The sequence below is a fragment of the Delftia sp. genome (assembly GCF_059499305.1).
In genome coordinates this window covers 124,223-141,330 of sequence record NZ_JCABYI010000001.1, presented here as the reverse complement: position 1 = coordinate 141,330, position 17,108 = coordinate 124,223, and the positions used below count along the sequence as shown (strand labels likewise).

The window sequence follows — 17,108 nt, the reverse complement described above, 5'->3', positions numbered from 1 at the left end:
CAAGGACGGTGCTATGCGCCAATTGCCGCGAAAGGGACAATGATCGGGTGAACACCAAGCTCGGTTCCCCCAACACCTCTTTGGCGCAGGCGCGCAGCGAGCGCTATCGCGTGGACCTGCTGGCCGAATTGCCGGCCGCATCGGCACGCGGGCTGCGGGCCATAGGCTCCAGGCGCCGCTACCGCGATGGACAGTTCGTGCAAAAGCGCGGCGATGCGGCCGACCATGCGCTGGTGCTGCTGTCAGGGCGCTTTCGTGTCGTGGCCTTCACCGTGGGCGGCACCGAGCGCATGACGCGCTGGCTGGAGGCCGGGGAGATCACCGGCATCAGCTCGGTGCTGGGCAATGCGCCCGTGCCCGTGGACCTGGTGGCCGATGGCGATGTCGAGGTGCTGGTCCTGCCGCGCCAGCCGCTGCTGGACTTCCTGGAGCGCGATGCGCCCGCATGCCTGGCTGTGGCGCGCCTGCTGAGCCTGCGCGTGAACGGGCTGCTGGACACCATCTTCATCAGTTCGGAGGACACGCTGCATGCCCGGGTCTGGGCCACCTTGCAGGTGCTGGCGGCAGAGAACGGCCAGCCCCTGCCCGGCGGCCGCACCCTGCTGCGCATATCGCAGGGTGATCTGTCGCATGTGGTGGGCGCCTCGCGCCAGCGCGTGAACGAGGAGCTGCGCAAGCTGCAGGCGGGCGGCAGCGTGCGTCTGGGCTATCGGTGGATCGAGGTGCTGGGCTGAGGCAGCTGCAGGCTCAGGTCCCGCCCACGTAGGGGTTGCTCTTGCGCTCGCGGCCGAAGCTGCTTTCGGGGCCGTGGCCCGGGATGAACACGGTCTGGTCGCCCATGGGCCACAGGCGCTGGACGATGCTGTCGATCAGCTGCTGGTGGTTGCCCTGGGGAAAGTCGGTGCGGCCGATGCTGCCCGCGAACAGCACGTCGCCCACGAAGGCGCGGTCGATCTGCGGCGCATGGAACACCACGTGGCCGGGCGTATGGCCGGGGCAGTGGCGCACCTGCAGCGTCTCCTGGCCGATGCTCACCGTGTCGCCATCGTGCAGCCAGCGCGTGGGCGTGAAGGGGTCCGAATGCGGGAAGCCGAACATGGCGCCCTGCTGGGGCAGCGCATCGATCCAGAACTGGTCGCCGGGATGGGGGCCGATGATGGGCAGCTGCTGTGCATCGGCCAGCTCGCGCGTGCCGCCCGCGTGGTCTATGTGGGCGTGCGTGAGCCAGATGGCCTTGAGCGCCAGGCCCAGGCGCTCTATCTCCCAGCCGATCTGCTCCAGGTCGCCGCCCGGGTCGATGACGGCGGCTTCCATGGTCTGGTCGCACCAGACCAGCGAGCAGTTCTGCTGGAAGGCGGTGACGGGGATGGTGTGGTACTGGAGCATGGGCGGCGTGGGTGCTTCTGGCGAAAGCGCCCATTATTCCCGCTCCTTCCCCTGATGGCAGCGCAGGGCCCCCCCGCTTGCGCCGTCAGGTGGTCGGTTGGCCGCATTGCCCGCAGAACCGCGCACCGGCCGGATGGCTGGCGCTGCAGCTCCTGCAGGCCTGCGGCAGCACCGCGCCGCCGCACTGCGGGCAAAAGCGCGAGCTGGAGGCAATCGATGCATGGCAGCCGGGGCAGACCGCCGCCACGGCCGCAGGCGGGTATGCGCCGCCGGCGTGATGCCCGCCGATATGGACGCCGATATTGCCGCCGTGATGGCCGCCGCGCGCGTGTTGTCCGAACAGTCTTTGCAAGAGTCCCATGGTGCCTTCCTTCGCACTGCGCGGCTGCGCCGCTGCAGTCGCTCAAAGGTGCATTGGGACACGGCAGCGGTGCGCCAGGACGTGGATGGCGATCATTTAATGTGGCTGTCATTTCGCGGCAATCCGGCGTCTTGTGACGGACAGGCGACATCCTCGCGGGCAGACCCCGTGGCTGCCGCCACGCGGCCGTGATACAAGCTAGCCGTGCCGCCAAGCCAGCCTGCCGTCATGCAGGCGCGCAAGGATTTTTTCGAGGATGGGCCGGGCCGCCGCCTGCGCAATGCAGCGCAGGGCGGGTACCGGCATCACGCGAGGGAGAACCGGTATGTTGATTGGCGTGCCTGCCGAGACCATGGCAGGAGAAACCCGGGTGGCCGCGACCCCCGAGACCGTCAAGAAGCTGCGTGCGCAAGGCCATGTGCTGCGCGTGCAGTCGGGAGCGGGAGTGGCGGCCAGCGTGCCCGATGCCTTGTTCGAGGCAGCGGGCGCCGAGATCGTCGATGCGGCAGGCGCCCTGGGCGCCGATCTTGTGCTCAAGGTGCGCATTCCTTCGGAGGATGAGCTGCCCCTGGTCCGCAAGGGCGCAACGCTGGTCGGCATGCTGGACCCCTTCCAGCCCGCAGGCCTGCAGCGCCTGGCCGATGCGGGCATCACGGCCTATGCGCTGGAGGCGGCTCCGCGCACCACGCGTGCGCAGAGCATGGACGTGCTGTCCAGCCAGGCCAATATCGCCGGCTACAAGGCCGTGATGATTGCGGCCAACCAGTACCAGCGCTTCTTTCCCATGCTGATGACGGCGGCCGGCACGGTGAAGGCCGCGCGCGTCGTGGTGCTGGGCGTGGGCGTGGCCGGCCTGCAGGCCATTGCCACGGCCAAGCGCCTGGGCGCCGTGATCGAGGCCAGCGATGTGCGGCCCAGCGTGCGCGAGCAGGTCGAGTCGCTGGGCGCGAAGTTCATCGATGTGCCCTACGAGACGGCCGAGGAAAAGGAGGCCGCCGAAGGCGTGGGCGGCTACGCCCGCCCCATGCCGCAAAGCTGGCTGGACCGGCAAAAGGCCGAGGTCGCCAAGCGCGTGGCCCAGGCCGACGTGGTCATCACCACGGCGCTGATCCCGGGCCGGCCCGCGCCCGTGCTGGTCACGGCCGAGATGGTGCAGGCCATGAAGCCAGGCGCCGTCATCGTGGACCTGGCGGCCGAGCGCGGCGGCAACTGCCCGCTGACCCAGGCCGGCATGACCGTGGTCACGCATGGCGTGACCATCGTGGGCCTGACCAACCTGGCGGCGCTGGTGGCGGCCGATGCCTCGGCCCTGTATGCACGCAATGTGCTCGATTTTCTCAAGCTCATCATCAACAAGGATGGCGCCCTGCATGTGGACATGGAGGACGACATCGTGGCCGCGTGCCTGATGGCCCATGAAGGCCAACTCGCAGCACAGCGGAGGAAATGACATGGAAGCCGTATCCCCCACCATCATCCATCTCATCATCTTCGTGCTGGCCATCTACGTGGGCTACCACGTGGTGTGGACCGTCACCCCCGCGCTGCACACGCCGCTGATGGCGGTGACCAATGCCATCTCGGCCATCGTCATCGTCGGCGCCATGCTGGCGGCGGCGCTCACGGAAACGGGCCTGGGCAAGACCATGGGCGTGCTGGCCGTGGCGCTGGCCGCGGTCAACGTGTTCGGCGGCTTCCTGGTCACGCGGCGCATGCTGGAGATGTTCCGCAAGAAAGAGCGCAAGAGCGCTCCGGCCAAGGACGGCAAGGATGCCAAGGCGGAGGGCCAGCCATGAGCATGAACCTCGTCACGTTGCTCTACCTGGTGGCCAGCGTCTGCTTCATCCAGGCGCTCAAGGGGCTGTCGCATCCCACCACGTCCATACGGGGCAACCTGTTCGGCATGGCCGGCATGGTGATCGCCGTGCTGACCACGGCGGCGCTCATCGTGCAGCTGGCCGGCGGCAATGCATTGGGGCTGGGCTGGGTGCTGCTGGGCCTGCTGGTCGGCGGCACGGCCGGTGCGGTCATGGCCCAGCGCGTGGAGATGACCAAGATGCCCGAGCTGGTGGCCTTCATGCACAGCATGATCGGCCTGGCGGCGGTGTTCATCGCCGTGGCCGCCGTGGCCGAGCCCTGGGCCTTTGCCATCACGGCCAAGGGCGGCGCCATCCCGGGCGGCAACCGCGTGGAGCTGGCGCTGGGCGCCTTCATCGGCGCCGTGACCTTCACGGGCTCGGTGATCGCCTTCGGCAAGCTCAGCGGCAAGTACAAGTTCCGCCTGTTCCAGGGCGCGCCCGTGCAGTTCAAGGGCCAGCATGCGCTCAACGCCGTGCTGGGGCTGGCTGCGGCCTTCTTCGTCTTCGGCTTCTGGCACAGCCAAAGCTGGATGGACATCGTGCTGGTCATCGCCCTGGGACTGCTGCTGGGCGTGCTGCTGATCATTCCCATCGGCGGCGCGGACATGCCGGTGGTCGTGTCCATGCTCAACAGCTACTCGGGCTGGGCGGCGGCGGGCATCGGCTTCTCGCTGAACAACAGCATGCTGATCATTGCGGGTTCGCTGGTGGGCAGCTCGGGCGCCATCCTGAGCTACATCATGTGCAAGGCCATGAACCGCTCGTTCTTCAGCGTGATCCTGGGCGGCTTCGGCGGCGAGGCCACCAGCGCGGCCGCAGGCTCCCAGCAGCAGCGCAACGTGAAAAGCGGCAGCGCCGACGATGCGGCCTTCGTCCTGGGCAATGCCGAGACCGTGGTCATCGTGCCCGGCTACGGCCTGGCCGTGGCGCGTGCCCAGCACGCGGTCAAGGAGCTGGCCGACAAGCTCAACGAACGGGGCGTGACGGTGAAGTACGCCATCCACCCGGTGGCCGGCCGCATGCCCGGCCACATGAACGTGCTGCTGGCCGAGGCCGAGGTCCCCTACGACCAGGTCTTCGAGATGGAGGACATCAACAGCGAGTTCGGCCAGGCCGACGTGGCCATCATCCTGGGCGCCAACGACGTGGTGAACCCCGCCGCGCACGTCAAGGGCAGCCCCATCTACGGCATGCCCATCCTGGAGGCCTACAAGGCCAAGACGGTGATCGTCAACAAGCGCTCCATGGCGGCCGGCTATGCGGGCCTGGACAACGAGCTGTTCTACATGGACAAGACCATGATGGTCTTCGGCGACGCCAAGAAGGTGGTGGAGGATATGGGCAAGGCGCTGGAGTGAGGCGTGCGCCCGGGCTGAAGTCCGAGGAGGGCAGGGCCCAAGCCCTGGCCTCCTTGAAAACGATCTTGGGTCAGCCCCCGGACCGGGTCAGCAATTCGTCCAGCGCATCGGCGATGGCTTGGCCTTCATGCTCCAGTGAGGCCACCACTTCACCCAATTGATCCAGGGCGACTGAAACCATGTCCTGGGCATGCAGGACGACCGGCACGCCTTCAATGACAAACACGGGATTCATCCTCGCACCCACGGTTGGAGTGCCGCGCGGCAGCAGAGCTCGTCTGCGAACGAACCCACCGAGATGTTGACCGCGTTCCAGTCGCTGGCGCAGGCGTCGGCAAGCCGTTGGCGCTCACGCTGTGCGCCCTCCTGCCTGGCAACGTATTCGGCCAGCAGGGATTCCATGGTGGCCGAGAGATTGTCGGTATAGGCCTTGGCCTGCGTCACCAGATCTGCATTGATCGTGAGATGGATTGGCCGCTTGGTGCTGGAGACAGCAATGGATTTCATCTCGGAACCCTCAGATAAAGATCATGCGCACAGTGTCTGTATGAGAGCGCGACGAGTCAAACCGCCGCGACCCAAGGCCCTGCTTGAACGTCTCACAGCTTCATGTCGTAGCCGATGGTCACCGGCGCATGGTCCGAGAACTTCACATCCTTGTAGATGTTCTCGGTGCGGGCCAGCGCGGCGGTAGCGGGGGTGGCCAGGTGGTAGTCCAGGCGCCATCCCACGTTGTTGGCGTAGGCCTGGCCGCGGTTGCTCCACCATGTGTAGCAGGTGTCGGTGGTGTCGGGCTGGAGCAGGCGATAAACGTCCACCAGGCCGCCCGTGGGATCAGTTTTGTGTAACAACTTTGTCATCCACTCGCGCTCTTCGGGCGTGAAACCGCTGTTTTTCTGGTTGCTGCGCCAGTTCTTGAGGTCGATCTGCTGGTGGGCGATGTTGATGTCGCCGCAGAGGATGAACTCGCGTTCGCCCTTCATGCGCATCAGGTGGGCGTGCATTTCGGCCAGGAAGCGGAACTTGGCCGTCTGGCGCAGTTCGCCGGAGCTGCCGCTGGGAAAGTAGGCGCTGATGATGGACAGCTTGCGCGATGGCGTGTCGAAGCGCGCCTCCACGTAGCGGCCCTCGGCGTCGAATTCGTGCGAGCCGAAGCCGACCACGACGTCGCTGGGCTCGTGGCGGCTGTAGACGCCCACGCCCGAGTAGCCCTTTTTCTCGGCGTAGTGGAAGTGGCCGCGCAGGCCGGCCAGCAGCTCGAAGCGTCCGGTCATGTCGGCGGCCTGGGCCTTGATTTCCTGCACGCAAATACAATCCGGCGCAGTGGCCTCGATCCAGGCTTCGACGCCCTTGGTCGAGGCCGAGCGGATGCCGTTGAGGTTGAGGCTGGTCAATTTGAACAAGGATGAATCCATGGTGGTGAGTAATCTGCAGGCCGATGACGCAGGCCTTCTGGCGCAGGAATTTGTGCAATTCGCCGTTGACGCAGGGGTGCTGCGTTTCGGCGAGTTCAAGACCAAGGCCGGGCGCATGAGCCCGTACTTCTTCAATGCCGGCCTGTTCGATGACGGCGGCAAGATGGGCCGTCTCGCCGAATTCTATGCAAAAGCCATTGCGGCCAGCGGCATCGAGTTCGACATGATCTTCGGCCCGGCCTACAAGGGCATCCCGCTGGCGGCCACCGTGGCGGTGGAGCTGGCCCGCGTGGGCATCAACAAGCCCTTTGCGTACAACCGCAAGGAAGCCAAGGACCACGGCGAGGGCGGCACCCTGGTGGGCGCGCCCCTCAAGGGCCGCGTGCTGATCGTGGACGACGTGATGAGCGCGGGCACGGCCGCGCGCGAGTCCATCGCCATCATCCGCGCCGCCGGTGCCACGCCGCATGCCGTGGCCATCGCGCTGGACCGCCAGGAAATGGCCACGGAAAATGGCCAGGACGTGCCCCACAGCGCCGTGCAGTACGTGCGCAACCAGCTGGGCATGCAGGTCTGCACTATTGCAAAACTGGCAGACTTATTGCTTTATCTTGAGATTCAAGGTGGCAGCGCAGGCAGCGGCCACCATGAGCGCGTGCTGGCCTACCGCCAGCGTTATGGAGTCAACGACAAGGGGTGAGCGGTTGATGAAGCGGGCGATGCATGCACGATCCTTGCTGTGTGCCATGGGCTTGGCCACGCTGGGCTGCGCCGTGCTCGCCCAGGATGTGCCCCTGGGGCCGGGCATCTATTCATGCACCGACGCCCGTGGCCGCCGCCTGACGGCCGACCGCCCGATTGCCGAATGCGTGGACCGCGACCAGCGCGTGCTGGGCAACTCCGGCGTGGAGCTGCGCCGCGTGGGCCCCACGCTGACCGACAACGAACGCGCCGAGCTGGACGCCCAGCGCCGCCGCGACCAGGCAGAGCAGCGCCGCATGCGCGAGGAGCGCTCGCGCGACAAGGCGTTGATCACGCGCTACCCCAACCAGGCCGCCCACGATGCCGAGCGTGCCGAGGCCATCTCCCAGGTCGATCAGGTCATCTCCGTGGCGCGCCAGCGCCAGCAGGAACTGCAGACGCGGCGCACGGCCCTGAATGCCGAGATGGAGTTCTACAGGAAAGACCCCGCCAAGGCGCCGGCATCGCTGCGCCGCCAGCTCGACGAGAACACGGCCTCGCAGGAGGAGCAGCAGCGCTTCGTCCAGCAGCAGGACCAGGAAAAGCGCCGCATCCAGGAGCGCTTCGATGCCGAGCTGCAGCAGCTGCGCCAGCTGTGGGCTGCGAGCGCGCGCCGCTGAGGCAGGCCCAACGCCGCGCCCGCCGCCGCGTTCTTTCTCCTTCCTGCCCCTCCTTTCCTTCCTCCTTCTCGTTGCACGCTTGCTGAGTCGAATTCGTCCTGCATGCGGCGCCCGCATGCAGGGCTAGGCTTTGCGCATCGAGTCTGCGGGCTGACATCAAGGGAGGCAGCATGACGGTGTGGCGTTGGTTGATGGCCTTGCTGCTGTGGGCAGCCGGGGCCTGGCTGTCCTGGGGCGGCGCCCAGCTCCTGCTGGCCGGCGGCAGCGGCTACTACGTGATCGCCGGCCTGCTGCTGCTGCTGGTGGGGTGGGGCGTGGCGCGCCGTTCGGCCATGGCGCTGTGGCTGTTTGCGCTGTGGCTGCTGGGCACCGCGCTGTGGGCGGTCTGGGAGATAGGGCTGGACTGGTGGCCGCTGGCGGGGCGCCTGGGGGTGCCCTGGTTGATGGGCCTGCTGCTGGTGCTGCCCTGGTCGGTGCGTGCGCTGCGCCATGAGCCCGACATGGGCCAGAACCGGGGCCTGGCCCCGGCCCATGCGGCGCTGGCGCTGGTGGTGCTGGGCACGGCCATTCTTGCCGGCCTGTCCTTCGGCCGTCAGCGCGATGCCCATGAAACCCAGGGCCAGTTTGCGGGCGCGGCCGCCGCCGCGTCGGACCTGCCGGCCGACGGCCAGGTCACGGCCGTGCAGAACATGTCCATGGTGGCCTCCGATGCCGGCGGCCTGCGCAGCCCGCCGGTGCTGCAGGGCGATGCCACCGATGCCGTGCCCGATGGCGAATGGCATGCCTACGGCCGCACCGGAGCGGGCCAGCGCTATTCGCCGCTGCGCCAGATCGGCCCGCACAACGTGCGGCTGCTGCAATTGGCCTGGGAGTTCCGCACGGGCGATGTGCGCGGCAAGCCCGGCGATCCCGAAGAAACCACGTTCGAGGTCACGCCGCTGAAGATCGGCGAGCGCCTGTTCCTGTGCACGCCCCACCAGTCGGTGATTGCGCTCGATGCCACCACGGGCAAGCAGCTGTGGCGGCGCGACCTGCCCATGCCCAAGGGGCTGGCGCTGCAGCACCTGACCTGCCGGGGCCTGTCCTACCAGTCGGCGCAGGCGGCCGCGCAGTTCGATGCGGCGGCAGGGCAGACGCATTCGGCGGTGGCGCCGGCTGCAAGGAAGGCCGGCGCACAGGCGGCACAGGCGGTACAGGCTGATCCGGCTTCCTCGGTCTCCCCGGCCCCTTCCTCCGATGATGGCCGCTGTACCGCCAAGCTGTTCATGGCCACGGCCGACGGCAAGGTGGTCGCCCTCAATCCCGCCGACGGCCAGACCTGCGGCAACGTGGCGGGCGGCCAGGGCCAGATCGACCTCTGGCAGGGCATGCCCGAGCGCAAGCCGGGCTCGTACTACTCGACCTCGCCGGTGGTGGTGGCGCGCGACCGCATCATCGTGGGCGGCACGGTGTTGGACAACCATTCCACGCGCGAGCCCTCGGGCGTGATCCGCGCCTTCGACATCCGCTCGGGCGCGCTGCTGTGGGCCTGGGACCCGGGCCGGCCAGCGACCAGCACGCCGCTGCCCGAAGGGCAGACCTATGTGCCCAGCTCGCCCAACAGCTGGTCCATCTCCAGCGTGGACGAGACGCTGGGCCTCGTCTTCGTGCCCATGGGCAATGCGCCGCCCGACCAATGGGGCGGCCGGCGCAGCGCCGAGGCCGAGCAGTATTCGTCCTCCGTGGTGGCGCTGGACATCGCCACGGGCGCCGTGCGCTGGGTGTTCCAGACCGTGCACCACGATCTCTGGGACTATGACGTGCCCTCGCAGCCCAGCCTGATCGACCTGGAGATCGGCGGCCACAGCGTGCCCGCCCTGGTGCAGCCCACCAAGCAGGGCGAGCTGTTCGTGCTGGACCGGCGCACGGGCCAGCCGCTGCTGCCCGTTACCGAGGTGGCTGCGCCGCAGGGCGCGGCACGCGGCGACCGCACGGCGCCCACGCAGCCGCATTCGCAGCTGAGCTTCAATCCCCCGGCCCTGACCGAACGCGACATGTGGGGTGCCACGCCCTTCGAGCAGCTGTGGTGCCGGCTGGCCTTCCACCGGCTGCGCTACGAGGGGCGCTTCACGCCGCCGTCGGAGCAGGGCTCGCTGATCTATCCGGGCAACTTCGGCGTCTTCAACTGGGGCGGCGTGGCCGTGGATCCGCGCCGGCAGGTGGTGTTTGCCACGCCCACGCGGCTGGCCTTCGTCTCCACCCTGGTGCCGCGCGCGGACGATACCTCGCTGCTGGTGCAGGATGGCGGCCCGCCCAAGGACGGCCTGCCCGCGCTCAACGAAAACTTCGGCGCACCGTTTGCGGTGCGGCTCAAGCCCTTTGTCTCGCCGCTGGGCATTCCCTGCCAGGCGCCGCCCTGGGGCTTTGTGGCGGGTGCCGACCTGCGCACGGGCCAGATCGTCTGGCAGCGCCGCAACGGCACGCCGCGCGACCTGAGCCCGCTGCCGCTGGGGTTTCGCATGGGCGTGCCCGGCATTGGCGGCCCGGTGGTGACCGCTGGCGGCGTGGCCTTCTACTCGGGGGCACTGGACAACTATGTGCGCGCCTATGACGTGGACAGCGGCCGCCAGCTCTGGCAGGACCGCCTGCCTGCTGGCGGCCAGGCCACGCCCATGACCTACCTGGGCACGGACCAGCGCCAGTACCTGGTGGTGGTGGCGGGTGGTCATGGTTCGACCGGCACCAAGGCTGGCGACAGCGTGCGTGCCTATGTGCTGCCCAAGGAGGTGGCGGCGCCCTGAGCGCTCAGCGCCGTGGGGGTCTGCGCCGGCTCATGCCGATCCGGCCCGGCCCAGCATGCGCAGCACGCGCGTGACCAGCAGCGCGGCCACCCAGGCCAGTCCGCCGATCAGCAGCGGCAGGCGCAGCAGCGCGCCTTGCTGGGCGAACAGCATCAGCGCGTCTGCCTTCCACAGCGCGGCATAGCCCGTGTACAGGCCGTAGGCCAGCCAGGCCAGTGCGCCCAGGGCGAACAGGGCCGCCATGCGCCGGGCGCTGCGGCCATCGCGCGAATCCGCAGGCAGGGCGCGCGTGCCGTGCCAGACCCAGCCGATGGAGGCGAGCACCAGCAAGGCACTGGCTGCCACGGACAGCTGCAGCCAGGTATGGGGGGAGAGTGAGGACATCAAAAGGAAACTGCGCGCCGGCAAAGTGCCGGCCGCAGCGAGTGTAGCGGCGCAGTGCCCTGCGTGGTTTCGGTGCTCAGGCCGGTTGCCAGACGGTGGCGCCGTGGCCCTGGCCGCCGCTGCCGGGGACGGAATGGATGCCCAGCACGGCTGCATGGCGCTGCAGCAGGGCGTCGAACTGCTCGATGCTTTCCGCCGTGGCCGGGGCGTCGTCGTATTCGCTGGCCACCTGGTCCGTGGTGAAGGAGCTGGCGCCGAACTTCTGGACGATGTTGCGCAGCTTGTCGAGGTTGGGGCTGGAGGATGGTGTCATGGCAACTCCTTGGGGTCATGGACGCCTGCTGCGCCGCAGGCCTGTGGGCCAGTGTAGCCCCGGGGCCTGGAGCGGCCATCCGGGGCATCCCCGCAAAGCGGCGTAGGACTTGGAACCCGCCGTCAGCCGCCCGTGGCCACGGGGCCGGCGCTCAGCACTTCGGCCAGCGGCTTGCGCGGCGTGGGCACCTCGCGCTCGCGCAGATCGTCGGGCAGGGCGGCTGCATCGCCGCGCCAGCCCACGGCGATCACCACCTCGGGCTCCAGGTGCTCGGGCAGGCGCAGCACCTCGCGTGCGGCCTCGGCCGAGAAGCCGCCCATGGCGTGCGTGGCCAGGCCCATGGCGTGGGCCTCCAGCGCCAGGTAGCCCCAGGCGCAGCCCGCGTCGAAGCTGTGCTTGCCGGGCGAGGCCTGGCGGTCGGACATCAGCACGATCAGCGCGCCCGCCTCCAGGCACCAGCGGCGGTTGAACTCGTTGGGGATGGTGCTGAAGGCCTGCCAGTTCGCATCGCCGCGCAGCGCATAGGCAAAGTGCCAGGGCTGCTTGTTGCTGGCCGAAGGCGCCCAGCGCGCGGCGTCGGCCAGCTGCTCGACCTGTGCCTGGCTCAGTGCCTCGGGCCTGAAGGCGCGCGGCGACATGCGGCCCAGGAACTGCGGATGGATGGGGGTGGTGGTGTTGCGTGTCATGCGGAAAGGCGGCAAGCAGAAAGGAAAGCGGCAACGATAGCGCAAGGCCTCAGGGCTGGCGCGGTGCCTGGCCATGCTGTTGGCTGATCACGCGCAGGTGGCGCTCCATGCGGATGAAGACCAGCACCATCACCACCAGCACGAGGAATGACATCAGCATGCTCCAGAAGGCCGTCTCCACGGCGCCGAAGCGTTCCTTCCAGGAGCTGCTGCCGTGGCTGTCCTCGCCGCGCAGCGCGCGCGCCGCATTGTCCAGGGACAGCGTGTAGTTCAGCAGCACCGTGGACAGGATCTGCTGGGCCGTCTGCGCCTGCAGCCGCGGCTCCAGCGCGGCATTGCCGAAGACCTGCTCCAGCGCGGCGGGCAAGCCCTGCACATAGGCCGCATAGGCGCCCTTGCCGTGTTCCAGCTCGGCGGCCTGGGCACGCTCGTGGATGGCGGCGGCGGTATCCACGGGATCGACCATCCAGCTGTCTTCCTCGTCGGCGGAGGCGGCTGCGGCAGCCGCTGCATCGGCAGCCGCTGCATCGGCCGCCGCATCCACGGCCCCGGCATCGCCTTCGCGATGGCCGCGCTCCTGGATGCGGCGCTGCACATCGGCCTCGGTCGGCAGGGCGTCGCCTTGCAGCAGCGGGTGCAGCGGTGCCAGGCCCCGGGCCTGGTGGTCCCGCTCGGTGCGCTCGCGCCGCGCAGGATCTTTGTTCACGAAGGCGCGCACCAGGGCGTCGGCCTTCTGGAAGGCGGGGCGCAGCGCCGGATCGGCCAGGCGCTTTTCCATGGCGGGTTCGCTGCCGCCCGCGCCCAGGTCGCGGCTGGTTTCGTCCACGACGAACTGCAGGTCGGGCCTGGCATCCTTCCAGTTCAATTCCTGGGCCACGGCCTGGGGCGCCTCGGCCTTGCCGGGCCTGAAGCTCTCCCAGGTCCACAGTGCCATGCCCACCAGCACGAGCAGGGAGAACACCAGCAGCACCACGCGCACCACCTGCACCAGCAGGTCCTCGATCCTGCGCAGCATGTTTGTAATCATCGGATTCCTCGGTTGGTTCGTAAAACAAGGGCGCGTCCGGCCCGCCTGCAGGCCTGTTCCTTTGCTATTGATTTGAAAGCACCGGACGCAGACGCGCGAATTCTAGGAAGGCTGCCGCGCACGGGCGCACCGGTTCTCAATGTTTTACATTTCGCGCCAATCTCGAAGTGTGCATGTGCTCCCGTGGCATGCGCCGTCCTGCAATGGGTGTCTGCCGGATGGCGGGATATTCATGGCCGCAGGGCGCATGGTTCTCCCGCTTGCGGGCGCGCTGGCTTTGGGCCTACCGGCTGTAGCGGCTTCCCGAATCCGCTGTAATGCTCGCTTTGATTTCTGACTGACTAGAGAGGGCTCGCCCATGACCAAAACGTCGCTGGATAAATCGAAGATCAAGTTCCTGCTGCTCGAAGGCATCCATCCTTCCGCACTCGAAGTGCTGCGCAATGCGGGCTACACCAATGTGGAGACCGTGACGGGCGCGCTGGAAGGCGAGGAGCTCAAGCGCAAGATCGCCGACGTGCACTTCGTCGGCATCCGTTCGCGCACGCAGCTGACGGCCGACGTGTTTGCCGCCGCGCAAAAGCTCGTGGCCGTGGGCTGCTTTTGCATCGGCACCAACCAGGTGGACCTGGACGCGGCGCGCGAGCGTGGCGTGGTGGTCTTCAACGCGCCTTACTCCAACACGCGCTCGGTGGCCGAGCTGGTGCTGGCCGAAGCCATTCTGCTGCTGCGCGGCGTGCCCGCCAAGAACGCCTCCGCCCACCGCGGCGGCTGGCTCAAGAGCGCCGAGAATTCCTACGAAATCCGCGGCAAGACGCTGGGCATCGTGGGCTACGGCTCCATCGGCACCCAGCTGTCGGTGATGGCCGAGTCGGTGGGCATGCAGGTGCTGTTCCATGACGTGTCCACCAAGCTGCCGCTGGGCAATGCGCGCCAGGCCGCATCGCTGGCCGATCTGCTGGCCGGCAGCGACATCGTCACCCTGCACGTGCCCGAGCTGCCCTCCACCCAGTGGATGATCGGCGCCAAGGAAATCGCGGCCATGAAGCCCGGCGCCATCCTGATCAATGCCTCGCGCGGCACCGTGGTGGAAATCGAGCCGCTGGCCGAGGCCCTGAAGGCCGGCAAGCTGCTGGGCGCCGCCATCGACGTGTTCCCCACCGAGCCGCGCAGCAACAAGGATGAATTCGTCTCGCCCCTGCGCGGCCTGGACAACGTCATCCTGACACCGCACGTGGGCGGCTCCACCATGGAGGCCCAGGCCAACATCGGCCTGGAAGTGGCCGAGAAGCTGGTCAAGTACAGCGACAACGGCACCACCACCTCGGCGGTGAACTTCCCCGAAGTGGCCCTGCCCGCCCACCCCGGCCAGAACCGCATCCTGCACGTGCACCACAACCAGCCCGGCGTGCTGTCGGCCATCAACCAGGTGTTTGCCGAGAACGGCATCAACATTGCCGGCCAGTACCTGCGCACCGACGAGAAGGTGGGCTATGTGGTGATCGACCTGGCGGCCCAGTCCTCGGGCCTGGCGGTCGAGAAACTGACCCAGGTTCCCGGCACCATCCGCTGCCGCGTGCTGTTCTGATGGCCAGGTTTCAGGATGCTGCGCTTGGGCGCACTTCCTGAAACTGGCGCATTGCCGGCTCGCCCTATCTGCCCGGCTGCAGCAGCAGCCGCATCAGGTCCGTGCGCGTGATCAGGCCGGTCAGCCGGCCTTCGCGCATCACGGGAATGCAGGGCACGCTGTGCCGGGCCAGGGCGTCCAGCAACTGGCCCACGGGCGTGTCCTCGTCCACGCTGAGTTCAGGCGCATGAACCAGCTGGGGCAGCTCCGACAGGCGGGGCACGGCCCGGCTCTTGCCGGGCAGGCGCTGGCCCAGCCAGTTCAACAAAGAAGGCTTTGCCGCAGATTCGGCCGGGCGCACGGGGCTCATCCACAGCCACTCGTACAGCTCGGCACGGGAGACCGTGCCGGCCAGGCCGCCATCGGCGTCCAGCACCGGCAGGCTCTTGGCCGGGTGTGCGCGAAAGCGTGCGGCCACGGCGTGCACGTCGTCGTCCAAGGAGCAGCTCACGGGATCGCGCGTCATCAGCTGGGCGCAGCGCACGCCGCCCAGGCGGTGCTCGATGGCGGTTTCCTCGGCGGCGGCCAGCAGCTCGGCCAGGTCGTCGGCTTCCAGGTTGTTTTCCTGGCCGAAGCGCAGCAGCAGCGCCTCCAGATCGGCATGGGACAGGCCCAGGCGCGAGGCATGGCGATGGGCCGAATCGGCGGGCGAGGCCTTGGGCGCCGTGTCGGCATGGTGGGGATAGCGCCGGCCCGTGGCGCGGTGGATCGCCGTGGCCGCCAGGACCAGCGCCAGCGTCAGCGCGCCCACGGGCACGAAGGGCAGCATCCAGCCGGCGGCCAGCGAGGCCTTGGCATTGAGCACCGTCAGCAGGGCCATGGCGCCACCCGGCGGATGCAGCGAGCGCGTCAGCAGCATGCAGCCTATGGCGCCACCCACGGCCAGCGCAGGGGCCAGCTGGGGAGGGCTCCACTGCAGCACGAACAGGGCCCAGAGCGCCGACACCGTATTGCCCACCACGCAGGACCAGGGCTGGGCCAGCGGGCTGGTGGGCACGGCGAACAGCAGCACGGCCGTGGCACCCAGCGGCGCGAACAGGCGCAGGGGAAGATCCCAGGTGCCCGCATGCGCCAGCCAGACCAGGGCCGTGGCCATTCCCATGCCCACGATGGAGCCCATGGCCACGCGCCACATGTCCGCAGGCGCGGGGCGCGGCACCACCGGCCCCCATGCTTTTCTGTTCCAGCCCATGGCCTTGTTGTCTTGTTGTCTTTGCCTGCGCGGCCCCGGGGCAGGGCTGCAAAAGCGCGTCATTTTAGGAAGGGACGCCGCTCTTGCTGGCAACATGGGCTTTGCACTGCCTTGGTGCAAACCTGGAAGATTCAGTCCACCACGGACTGGTACACGCCCTCGCGCATCACCCAGCGGTAGGGAATGCGCTGGGCCATGGACTGCATCATGAGGATGGCGAACAGGTCCTCCTTCGGATCCACCCAGAAGAAGGTGCCGTAGATGCCGCTCCATGAAAAGTCGCCCACGCTGCCCGGCAGCGGGTTGAGGCCCGGCGCCGTGCGCACCGCAAAGCCCAGGCCGAAGCCCTGGCCCACCTCGGGCGAGGGCAGCTGGGCGCCGAAATACGCCATGTCCGGCCCCATGCGCACGCTGGCGGGCAGGTGGTTGGAGGTCATCAGCTCCACGGTCTTGCGCGAGACCAGGCGCACGCCGTCCAGCGTGCCGCCGTTGCGCCAGAACAGGCACAGCCGCGCGTAGTCGGCCATGGTCGAGACCATGCCACCGCCGCCCGACTCGAACATCATGGCACGCGTGACCGGGGGGATGGGCGGCATCTGTTTCTGCGGCCCTTCGGGCTGGGGCCGCGCGGCGCGTGCGATCTCGCTGTCGGGCGCATGAAAGCCCGTGTCGGCCATGCCCAGCGGCCCGGTGATGTGCTCGCGCACGAAGGCGGCCAGCGTCTGGCCGCTGACCACCTCGACCACGCGGCCCAGCACATCGGTGGACATGCCGTATTCCCAGGTCTCGCCGGGCTGGGCCACCAGCGGCAGCTGCGCGAGCCTGGTGATGAACTGCGCATTGGTGAACTTGCCGCTGAACAGGCCCGCATCCAGGTACATCTTCTTGACGGGGTGCTCGGTGCCGGCGAATCCATAGGGAATGCCGGAGGTGTGGCGCAGCAGGTCCTGCAGCGTGATGGAGCGTGCCAGCGGCGCGCGCTCCAGGCCCACGCGCAGCGCGGCCAGCTCGGGCAGGTACTGCTCCACGGGCTCGATGATGGACAGCCGACCCTGCTCGGCCAGCATCATGATGGCCAGCGAGGTGATGGGCTTGCTCATGGAGGCGATGCGGAAGATGGCATCGGGCCGCATGGCCGTGCCGGCCTCGGGGTCCAGCAGGCCGAAGCTCTCCAGATAGGCCAGCTTGCCGCGCCGCGCCACCAGGGCCACGGCGCCCGGGATCTCGCCGGTGTCCACGCCGCGCTGCAGCCGGGCCGACAGGCGCGCCAGGCGCGCGCCGCCCAGGCCTACGGCTTCAGGGGAGTCGGCCCAGGGCAGGCCGGGGATGTGCAGGCGGTCGGTGCTGGCAGTCATGCTG

At 68.4% G+C, this 17,108-nt stretch carries 20 protein-coding genes; 9 read left to right on the top strand and 11 right to left on the bottom strand.

Annotated elements, in window-relative coordinates:
- The first annotated feature begins 47 nt into the window (after positions 1 to 47).
- Positions 48 to 734 (top strand): Crp/Fnr family transcriptional regulator, encoded by a 687-nt coding sequence (locus AC5I49_RS00715; RefSeq protein WP_013800207.1) that lies wholly within the window; start codon positions 48 to 50, stop codon positions 732 to 734.
- Positions 735 to 747: 13 nt separating this feature from the next.
- Here the strand turns inward: AC5I49_RS00715 and AC5I49_RS00710 are convergent, their stop codons facing one another.
- Together AC5I49_RS00710 and AC5I49_RS00705 are read right to left on the bottom strand one after the other, a co-directional pair.
- A complete protein-coding gene (locus tag AC5I49_RS00710; protein WP_012202273.1) occupies positions 748 to 1,386 on the bottom strand; it encodes an MBL fold metallo-hydrolase in 639 nt (212 codons plus the stop codon).
- Positions 1,387 to 1,471: 85 nt separating this feature from the next.
- Positions 1,472 to 1,747 carry a zinc ribbon domain-containing protein gene (locus AC5I49_RS00705; RefSeq protein ID WP_074922588.1) on the bottom strand — a complete coding sequence of 92 codons (276 nt, stop codon included), beginning with the start codon at positions 1,745 to 1,747 and terminating at the stop codon, positions 1,472 to 1,474.
- Here AC5I49_RS00705 and AC5I49_RS00700 point away from each other — a divergent pair.
- The 4 genes from AC5I49_RS00700 to AC5I49_RS00685 all read left to right on the top strand — a co-directional run bounded on the left by AC5I49_RS00700 (position 1,676) and on the right by AC5I49_RS00685 (position 4,964).
- The gene (locus AC5I49_RS00700; protein WP_495788704.1) at positions 1,676 to 1,939 is read left to right on the top strand and encodes a hypothetical protein; all 264 of its coding nucleotides are present in this window, start codon (positions 1,676 to 1,678) and stop codon (positions 1,937 to 1,939) included. The genes AC5I49_RS00705 and AC5I49_RS00700 overlap by 72 nt on opposite strands.
- A 133-nt stretch (positions 1,940 to 2,072) precedes the next feature.
- Positions 2,073 to 3,197: a Re/Si-specific NAD(P)(+) transhydrogenase subunit alpha gene (locus AC5I49_RS00695; RefSeq protein WP_016453602.1), complete on the top strand. Its 1,125-nt coding sequence runs from the start codon at positions 2,073 to 2,075 to the stop codon at positions 3,195 to 3,197.
- Between the two features lies 1 nt (position 3,198).
- Entirely contained in the window at positions 3,199 to 3,543 is a 345-nt protein-coding gene (locus AC5I49_RS00690) for an NAD(P) transhydrogenase subunit alpha part 2 (RefSeq protein WP_016453601.1), read from the top strand.
- On the top strand, positions 3,540 to 4,964 hold the full coding sequence (locus AC5I49_RS00685) for an NAD(P)(+) transhydrogenase (Re/Si-specific) subunit beta (protein WP_495788691.1): 1,425 nt from the start codon (positions 3,540 to 3,542) through the stop codon (positions 4,962 to 4,964). Before AC5I49_RS00690 ends, AC5I49_RS00685 begins: the two co-directional genes overlap by 4 nt.
- A gap of 70 nt (positions 4,965 to 5,034) precedes the next feature.
- Here the strand turns inward: AC5I49_RS00685 and AC5I49_RS00680 are convergent, their stop codons facing one another.
- The 3 genes from AC5I49_RS00680 to AC5I49_RS00670 form a co-directional block, all read right to left on the bottom strand.
- Positions 5,035 to 5,199, bottom strand: coding sequence for a CcdB family protein (locus AC5I49_RS00680; protein WP_016453600.1), 165 nt, complete (start codon positions 5,197 to 5,199; stop codon positions 5,035 to 5,037).
- The gene (locus AC5I49_RS00675) at positions 5,196 to 5,471 is read right to left on the bottom strand and encodes a type II toxin-antitoxin system CcdA family antitoxin (protein WP_016448563.1); all 276 of its coding nucleotides are present in this window, start codon (positions 5,469 to 5,471) and stop codon (positions 5,196 to 5,198) included. The genes AC5I49_RS00680 and AC5I49_RS00675 overlap by 4 nt, the downstream gene beginning before the upstream one ends.
- Before the next feature lie 92 nt (positions 5,472 to 5,563).
- Positions 5,564 to 6,367, bottom strand: coding sequence for an exodeoxyribonuclease III (locus AC5I49_RS00670; protein WP_034365711.1), 804 nt, complete (start codon positions 6,365 to 6,367; stop codon positions 5,564 to 5,566).
- Positions 6,368 to 6,377: 10 nt separating this feature from the next.
- Here AC5I49_RS00670 and pyrE point away from each other — a divergent pair, with 10 nt between their 5' ends.
- The 3 genes from pyrE to AC5I49_RS00655 all read left to right on the top strand — a co-directional run bounded on the left by pyrE (position 6,378) and on the right by AC5I49_RS00655 (position 10,520).
- The gene (pyrE, locus tag AC5I49_RS00665; protein WP_338499465.1) at positions 6,378 to 7,079 is read left to right on the top strand and encodes an orotate phosphoribosyltransferase; all 702 of its coding nucleotides are present in this window, start codon (positions 6,378 to 6,380) and stop codon (positions 7,077 to 7,079) included.
- A 46-nt stretch (positions 7,080 to 7,125) separates the two neighbouring features.
- Positions 7,126 to 7,740 (top strand): hypothetical protein, encoded by a 615-nt coding sequence (locus AC5I49_RS00660; protein WP_016453597.1) that lies wholly within the window; start codon positions 7,126 to 7,128, stop codon positions 7,738 to 7,740.
- Between the two features lie 170 nt (positions 7,741 to 7,910).
- A complete protein-coding gene (locus AC5I49_RS00655) occupies positions 7,911 to 10,520 on the top strand; it encodes a membrane-bound PQQ-dependent dehydrogenase, glucose/quinate/shikimate family (protein WP_495788690.1) in 2,610 nt (869 codons plus the stop codon).
- A 30-nt stretch (positions 10,521 to 10,550) separates the two neighbouring features.
- Here AC5I49_RS00655 and AC5I49_RS00650 read toward each other — a convergent pair whose 3' ends face one another.
- The 4 genes from AC5I49_RS00650 to AC5I49_RS00635 all read right to left on the bottom strand — a co-directional run bounded on the left by AC5I49_RS00650 (position 10,551) and on the right by AC5I49_RS00635 (position 12,930).
- Positions 10,551 to 10,904, bottom strand: a complete 354-nt coding sequence (locus AC5I49_RS00650) for a hypothetical protein (RefSeq protein WP_016448558.1) — start codon at positions 10,902 to 10,904, stop codon at positions 10,551 to 10,553.
- Between the two features lie 76 nt (positions 10,905 to 10,980).
- Positions 10,981 to 11,217 carry a hypothetical protein gene (locus tag AC5I49_RS00645; RefSeq protein ID WP_016448557.1) on the bottom strand — a complete coding sequence of 79 codons (237 nt, stop codon included), beginning with the start codon at positions 11,215 to 11,217 and terminating at the stop codon, positions 10,981 to 10,983.
- Between the two features lie 122 nt (positions 11,218 to 11,339).
- Positions 11,340 to 11,903, bottom strand: coding sequence for a nitroreductase family protein (locus tag AC5I49_RS00640; protein WP_043791108.1), 564 nt, complete (start codon positions 11,901 to 11,903; stop codon positions 11,340 to 11,342).
- Between the two features lie 49 nt (positions 11,904 to 11,952).
- Entirely contained in the window at positions 11,953 to 12,930 is a 978-nt protein-coding gene (locus tag AC5I49_RS00635) for a hypothetical protein (RefSeq protein ID WP_374006558.1), read from the bottom strand.
- A 358-nt stretch (positions 12,931 to 13,288) separates the two neighbouring features.
- Between AC5I49_RS00635 and serA the strand changes: the two genes are divergently transcribed.
- Positions 13,289 to 14,518 carry a phosphoglycerate dehydrogenase gene (gene serA, locus AC5I49_RS00630; RefSeq protein WP_012202286.1) on the top strand — a complete coding sequence of 410 codons (1,230 nt, stop codon included), beginning with the start codon at positions 13,289 to 13,291 and terminating at the stop codon, positions 14,516 to 14,518.
- A gap of 64 nt (positions 14,519 to 14,582) precedes the next feature.
- On the opposite strand, the gene AC5I49_RS00625 is transcribed toward serA, so the two are convergent.
- Together AC5I49_RS00625 and AC5I49_RS00620 are read right to left on the bottom strand one after the other, a co-directional pair.
- Positions 14,583 to 15,749, bottom strand: coding sequence for an HPP family protein (locus tag AC5I49_RS00625; protein WP_495788689.1), 1,167 nt, complete (start codon positions 15,747 to 15,749; stop codon positions 14,583 to 14,585).
- Between the two features lie 131 nt (positions 15,750 to 15,880).
- On the bottom strand, positions 15,881 to 17,104 hold the full coding sequence (locus AC5I49_RS00620) for a serine hydrolase domain-containing protein (protein WP_016448553.1): 1,224 nt from the start codon (positions 17,102 to 17,104) through the stop codon (positions 15,881 to 15,883).
- Positions 17,105 to 17,108 lie beyond the last annotated feature (4 nt).

Coding starts and splice junctions, on each gene's coding strand:
- AC5I49_RS00710 (WP_012202273.1), bottom strand. CDS start 1,386: ATGCTCCAGTACCACACCATCCCCGTCACCGCCTTCCAGCAGAACTGC.
- AC5I49_RS00700 (WP_495788704.1), top strand. CDS start 1,676: ATGGACGCCGATATTGCCGCCGTGATGGCCGCCGCGCGCGTGTTGTCC.
- AC5I49_RS00705 (WP_074922588.1), bottom strand. CDS start 1,747: ATGGGACTCTTGCAAAGACTGTTCGGACAACACGCGCGCGGCGGCCAT.
- AC5I49_RS00695 (WP_016453602.1), top strand. CDS start 2,073: ATGTTGATTGGCGTGCCTGCCGAGACCATGGCAGGAGAAACCCGGGTG.
- AC5I49_RS00690 (WP_016453601.1), top strand. CDS start 3,199: ATGGAAGCCGTATCCCCCACCATCATCCATCTCATCATCTTCGTGCTG.
- AC5I49_RS00685 (WP_495788691.1), top strand. CDS start 3,540: ATGAGCATGAACCTCGTCACGTTGCTCTACCTGGTGGCCAGCGTCTGC.
- AC5I49_RS00680 (WP_016453600.1), bottom strand. CDS start 5,199: ATGAATCCCGTGTTTGTCATTGAAGGCGTGCCGGTCGTCCTGCATGCC.
- AC5I49_RS00675 (WP_016448563.1), bottom strand. CDS start 5,471: ATGAAATCCATTGCTGTCTCCAGCACCAAGCGGCCAATCCATCTCACG.
- pyrE (WP_338499465.1), top strand. CDS start 6,378: ATGGTGGTGAGTAATCTGCAGGCCGATGACGCAGGCCTTCTGGCGCAG.
- AC5I49_RS00660 (WP_016453597.1), top strand. CDS start 7,126: ATGGGCTTGGCCACGCTGGGCTGCGCCGTGCTCGCCCAGGATGTGCCC.
- AC5I49_RS00655 (WP_495788690.1), top strand. CDS start 7,911: ATGACGGTGTGGCGTTGGTTGATGGCCTTGCTGCTGTGGGCAGCCGGG.
- AC5I49_RS00650 (WP_016448558.1), bottom strand. CDS start 10,904: ATGTCCTCACTCTCCCCCCATACCTGGCTGCAGCTGTCCGTGGCAGCC.
- AC5I49_RS00645 (WP_016448557.1), bottom strand. CDS start 11,217: ATGACACCATCCTCCAGCCCCAACCTCGACAAGCTGCGCAACATCGTC.
- AC5I49_RS00640 (WP_043791108.1), bottom strand. CDS start 11,903: ATGACACGCAACACCACCACCCCCATCCATCCGCAGTTCCTGGGCCGC.
- AC5I49_RS00635 (WP_374006558.1), bottom strand. CDS start 12,930: ATGATTACAAACATGCTGCGCAGGATCGAGGACCTGCTGGTGCAGGTG.
- serA (WP_012202286.1), top strand. CDS start 13,289: ATGACCAAAACGTCGCTGGATAAATCGAAGATCAAGTTCCTGCTGCTC.
- AC5I49_RS00625 (WP_495788689.1), bottom strand. CDS start 15,749: ATGGGCTGGAACAGAAAAGCATGGGGGCCGGTGGTGCCGCGCCCCGCG.
- AC5I49_RS00620 (WP_016448553.1), bottom strand. CDS start 17,104: ATGACTGCCAGCACCGACCGCCTGCACATCCCCGGCCTGCCCTGGGCC.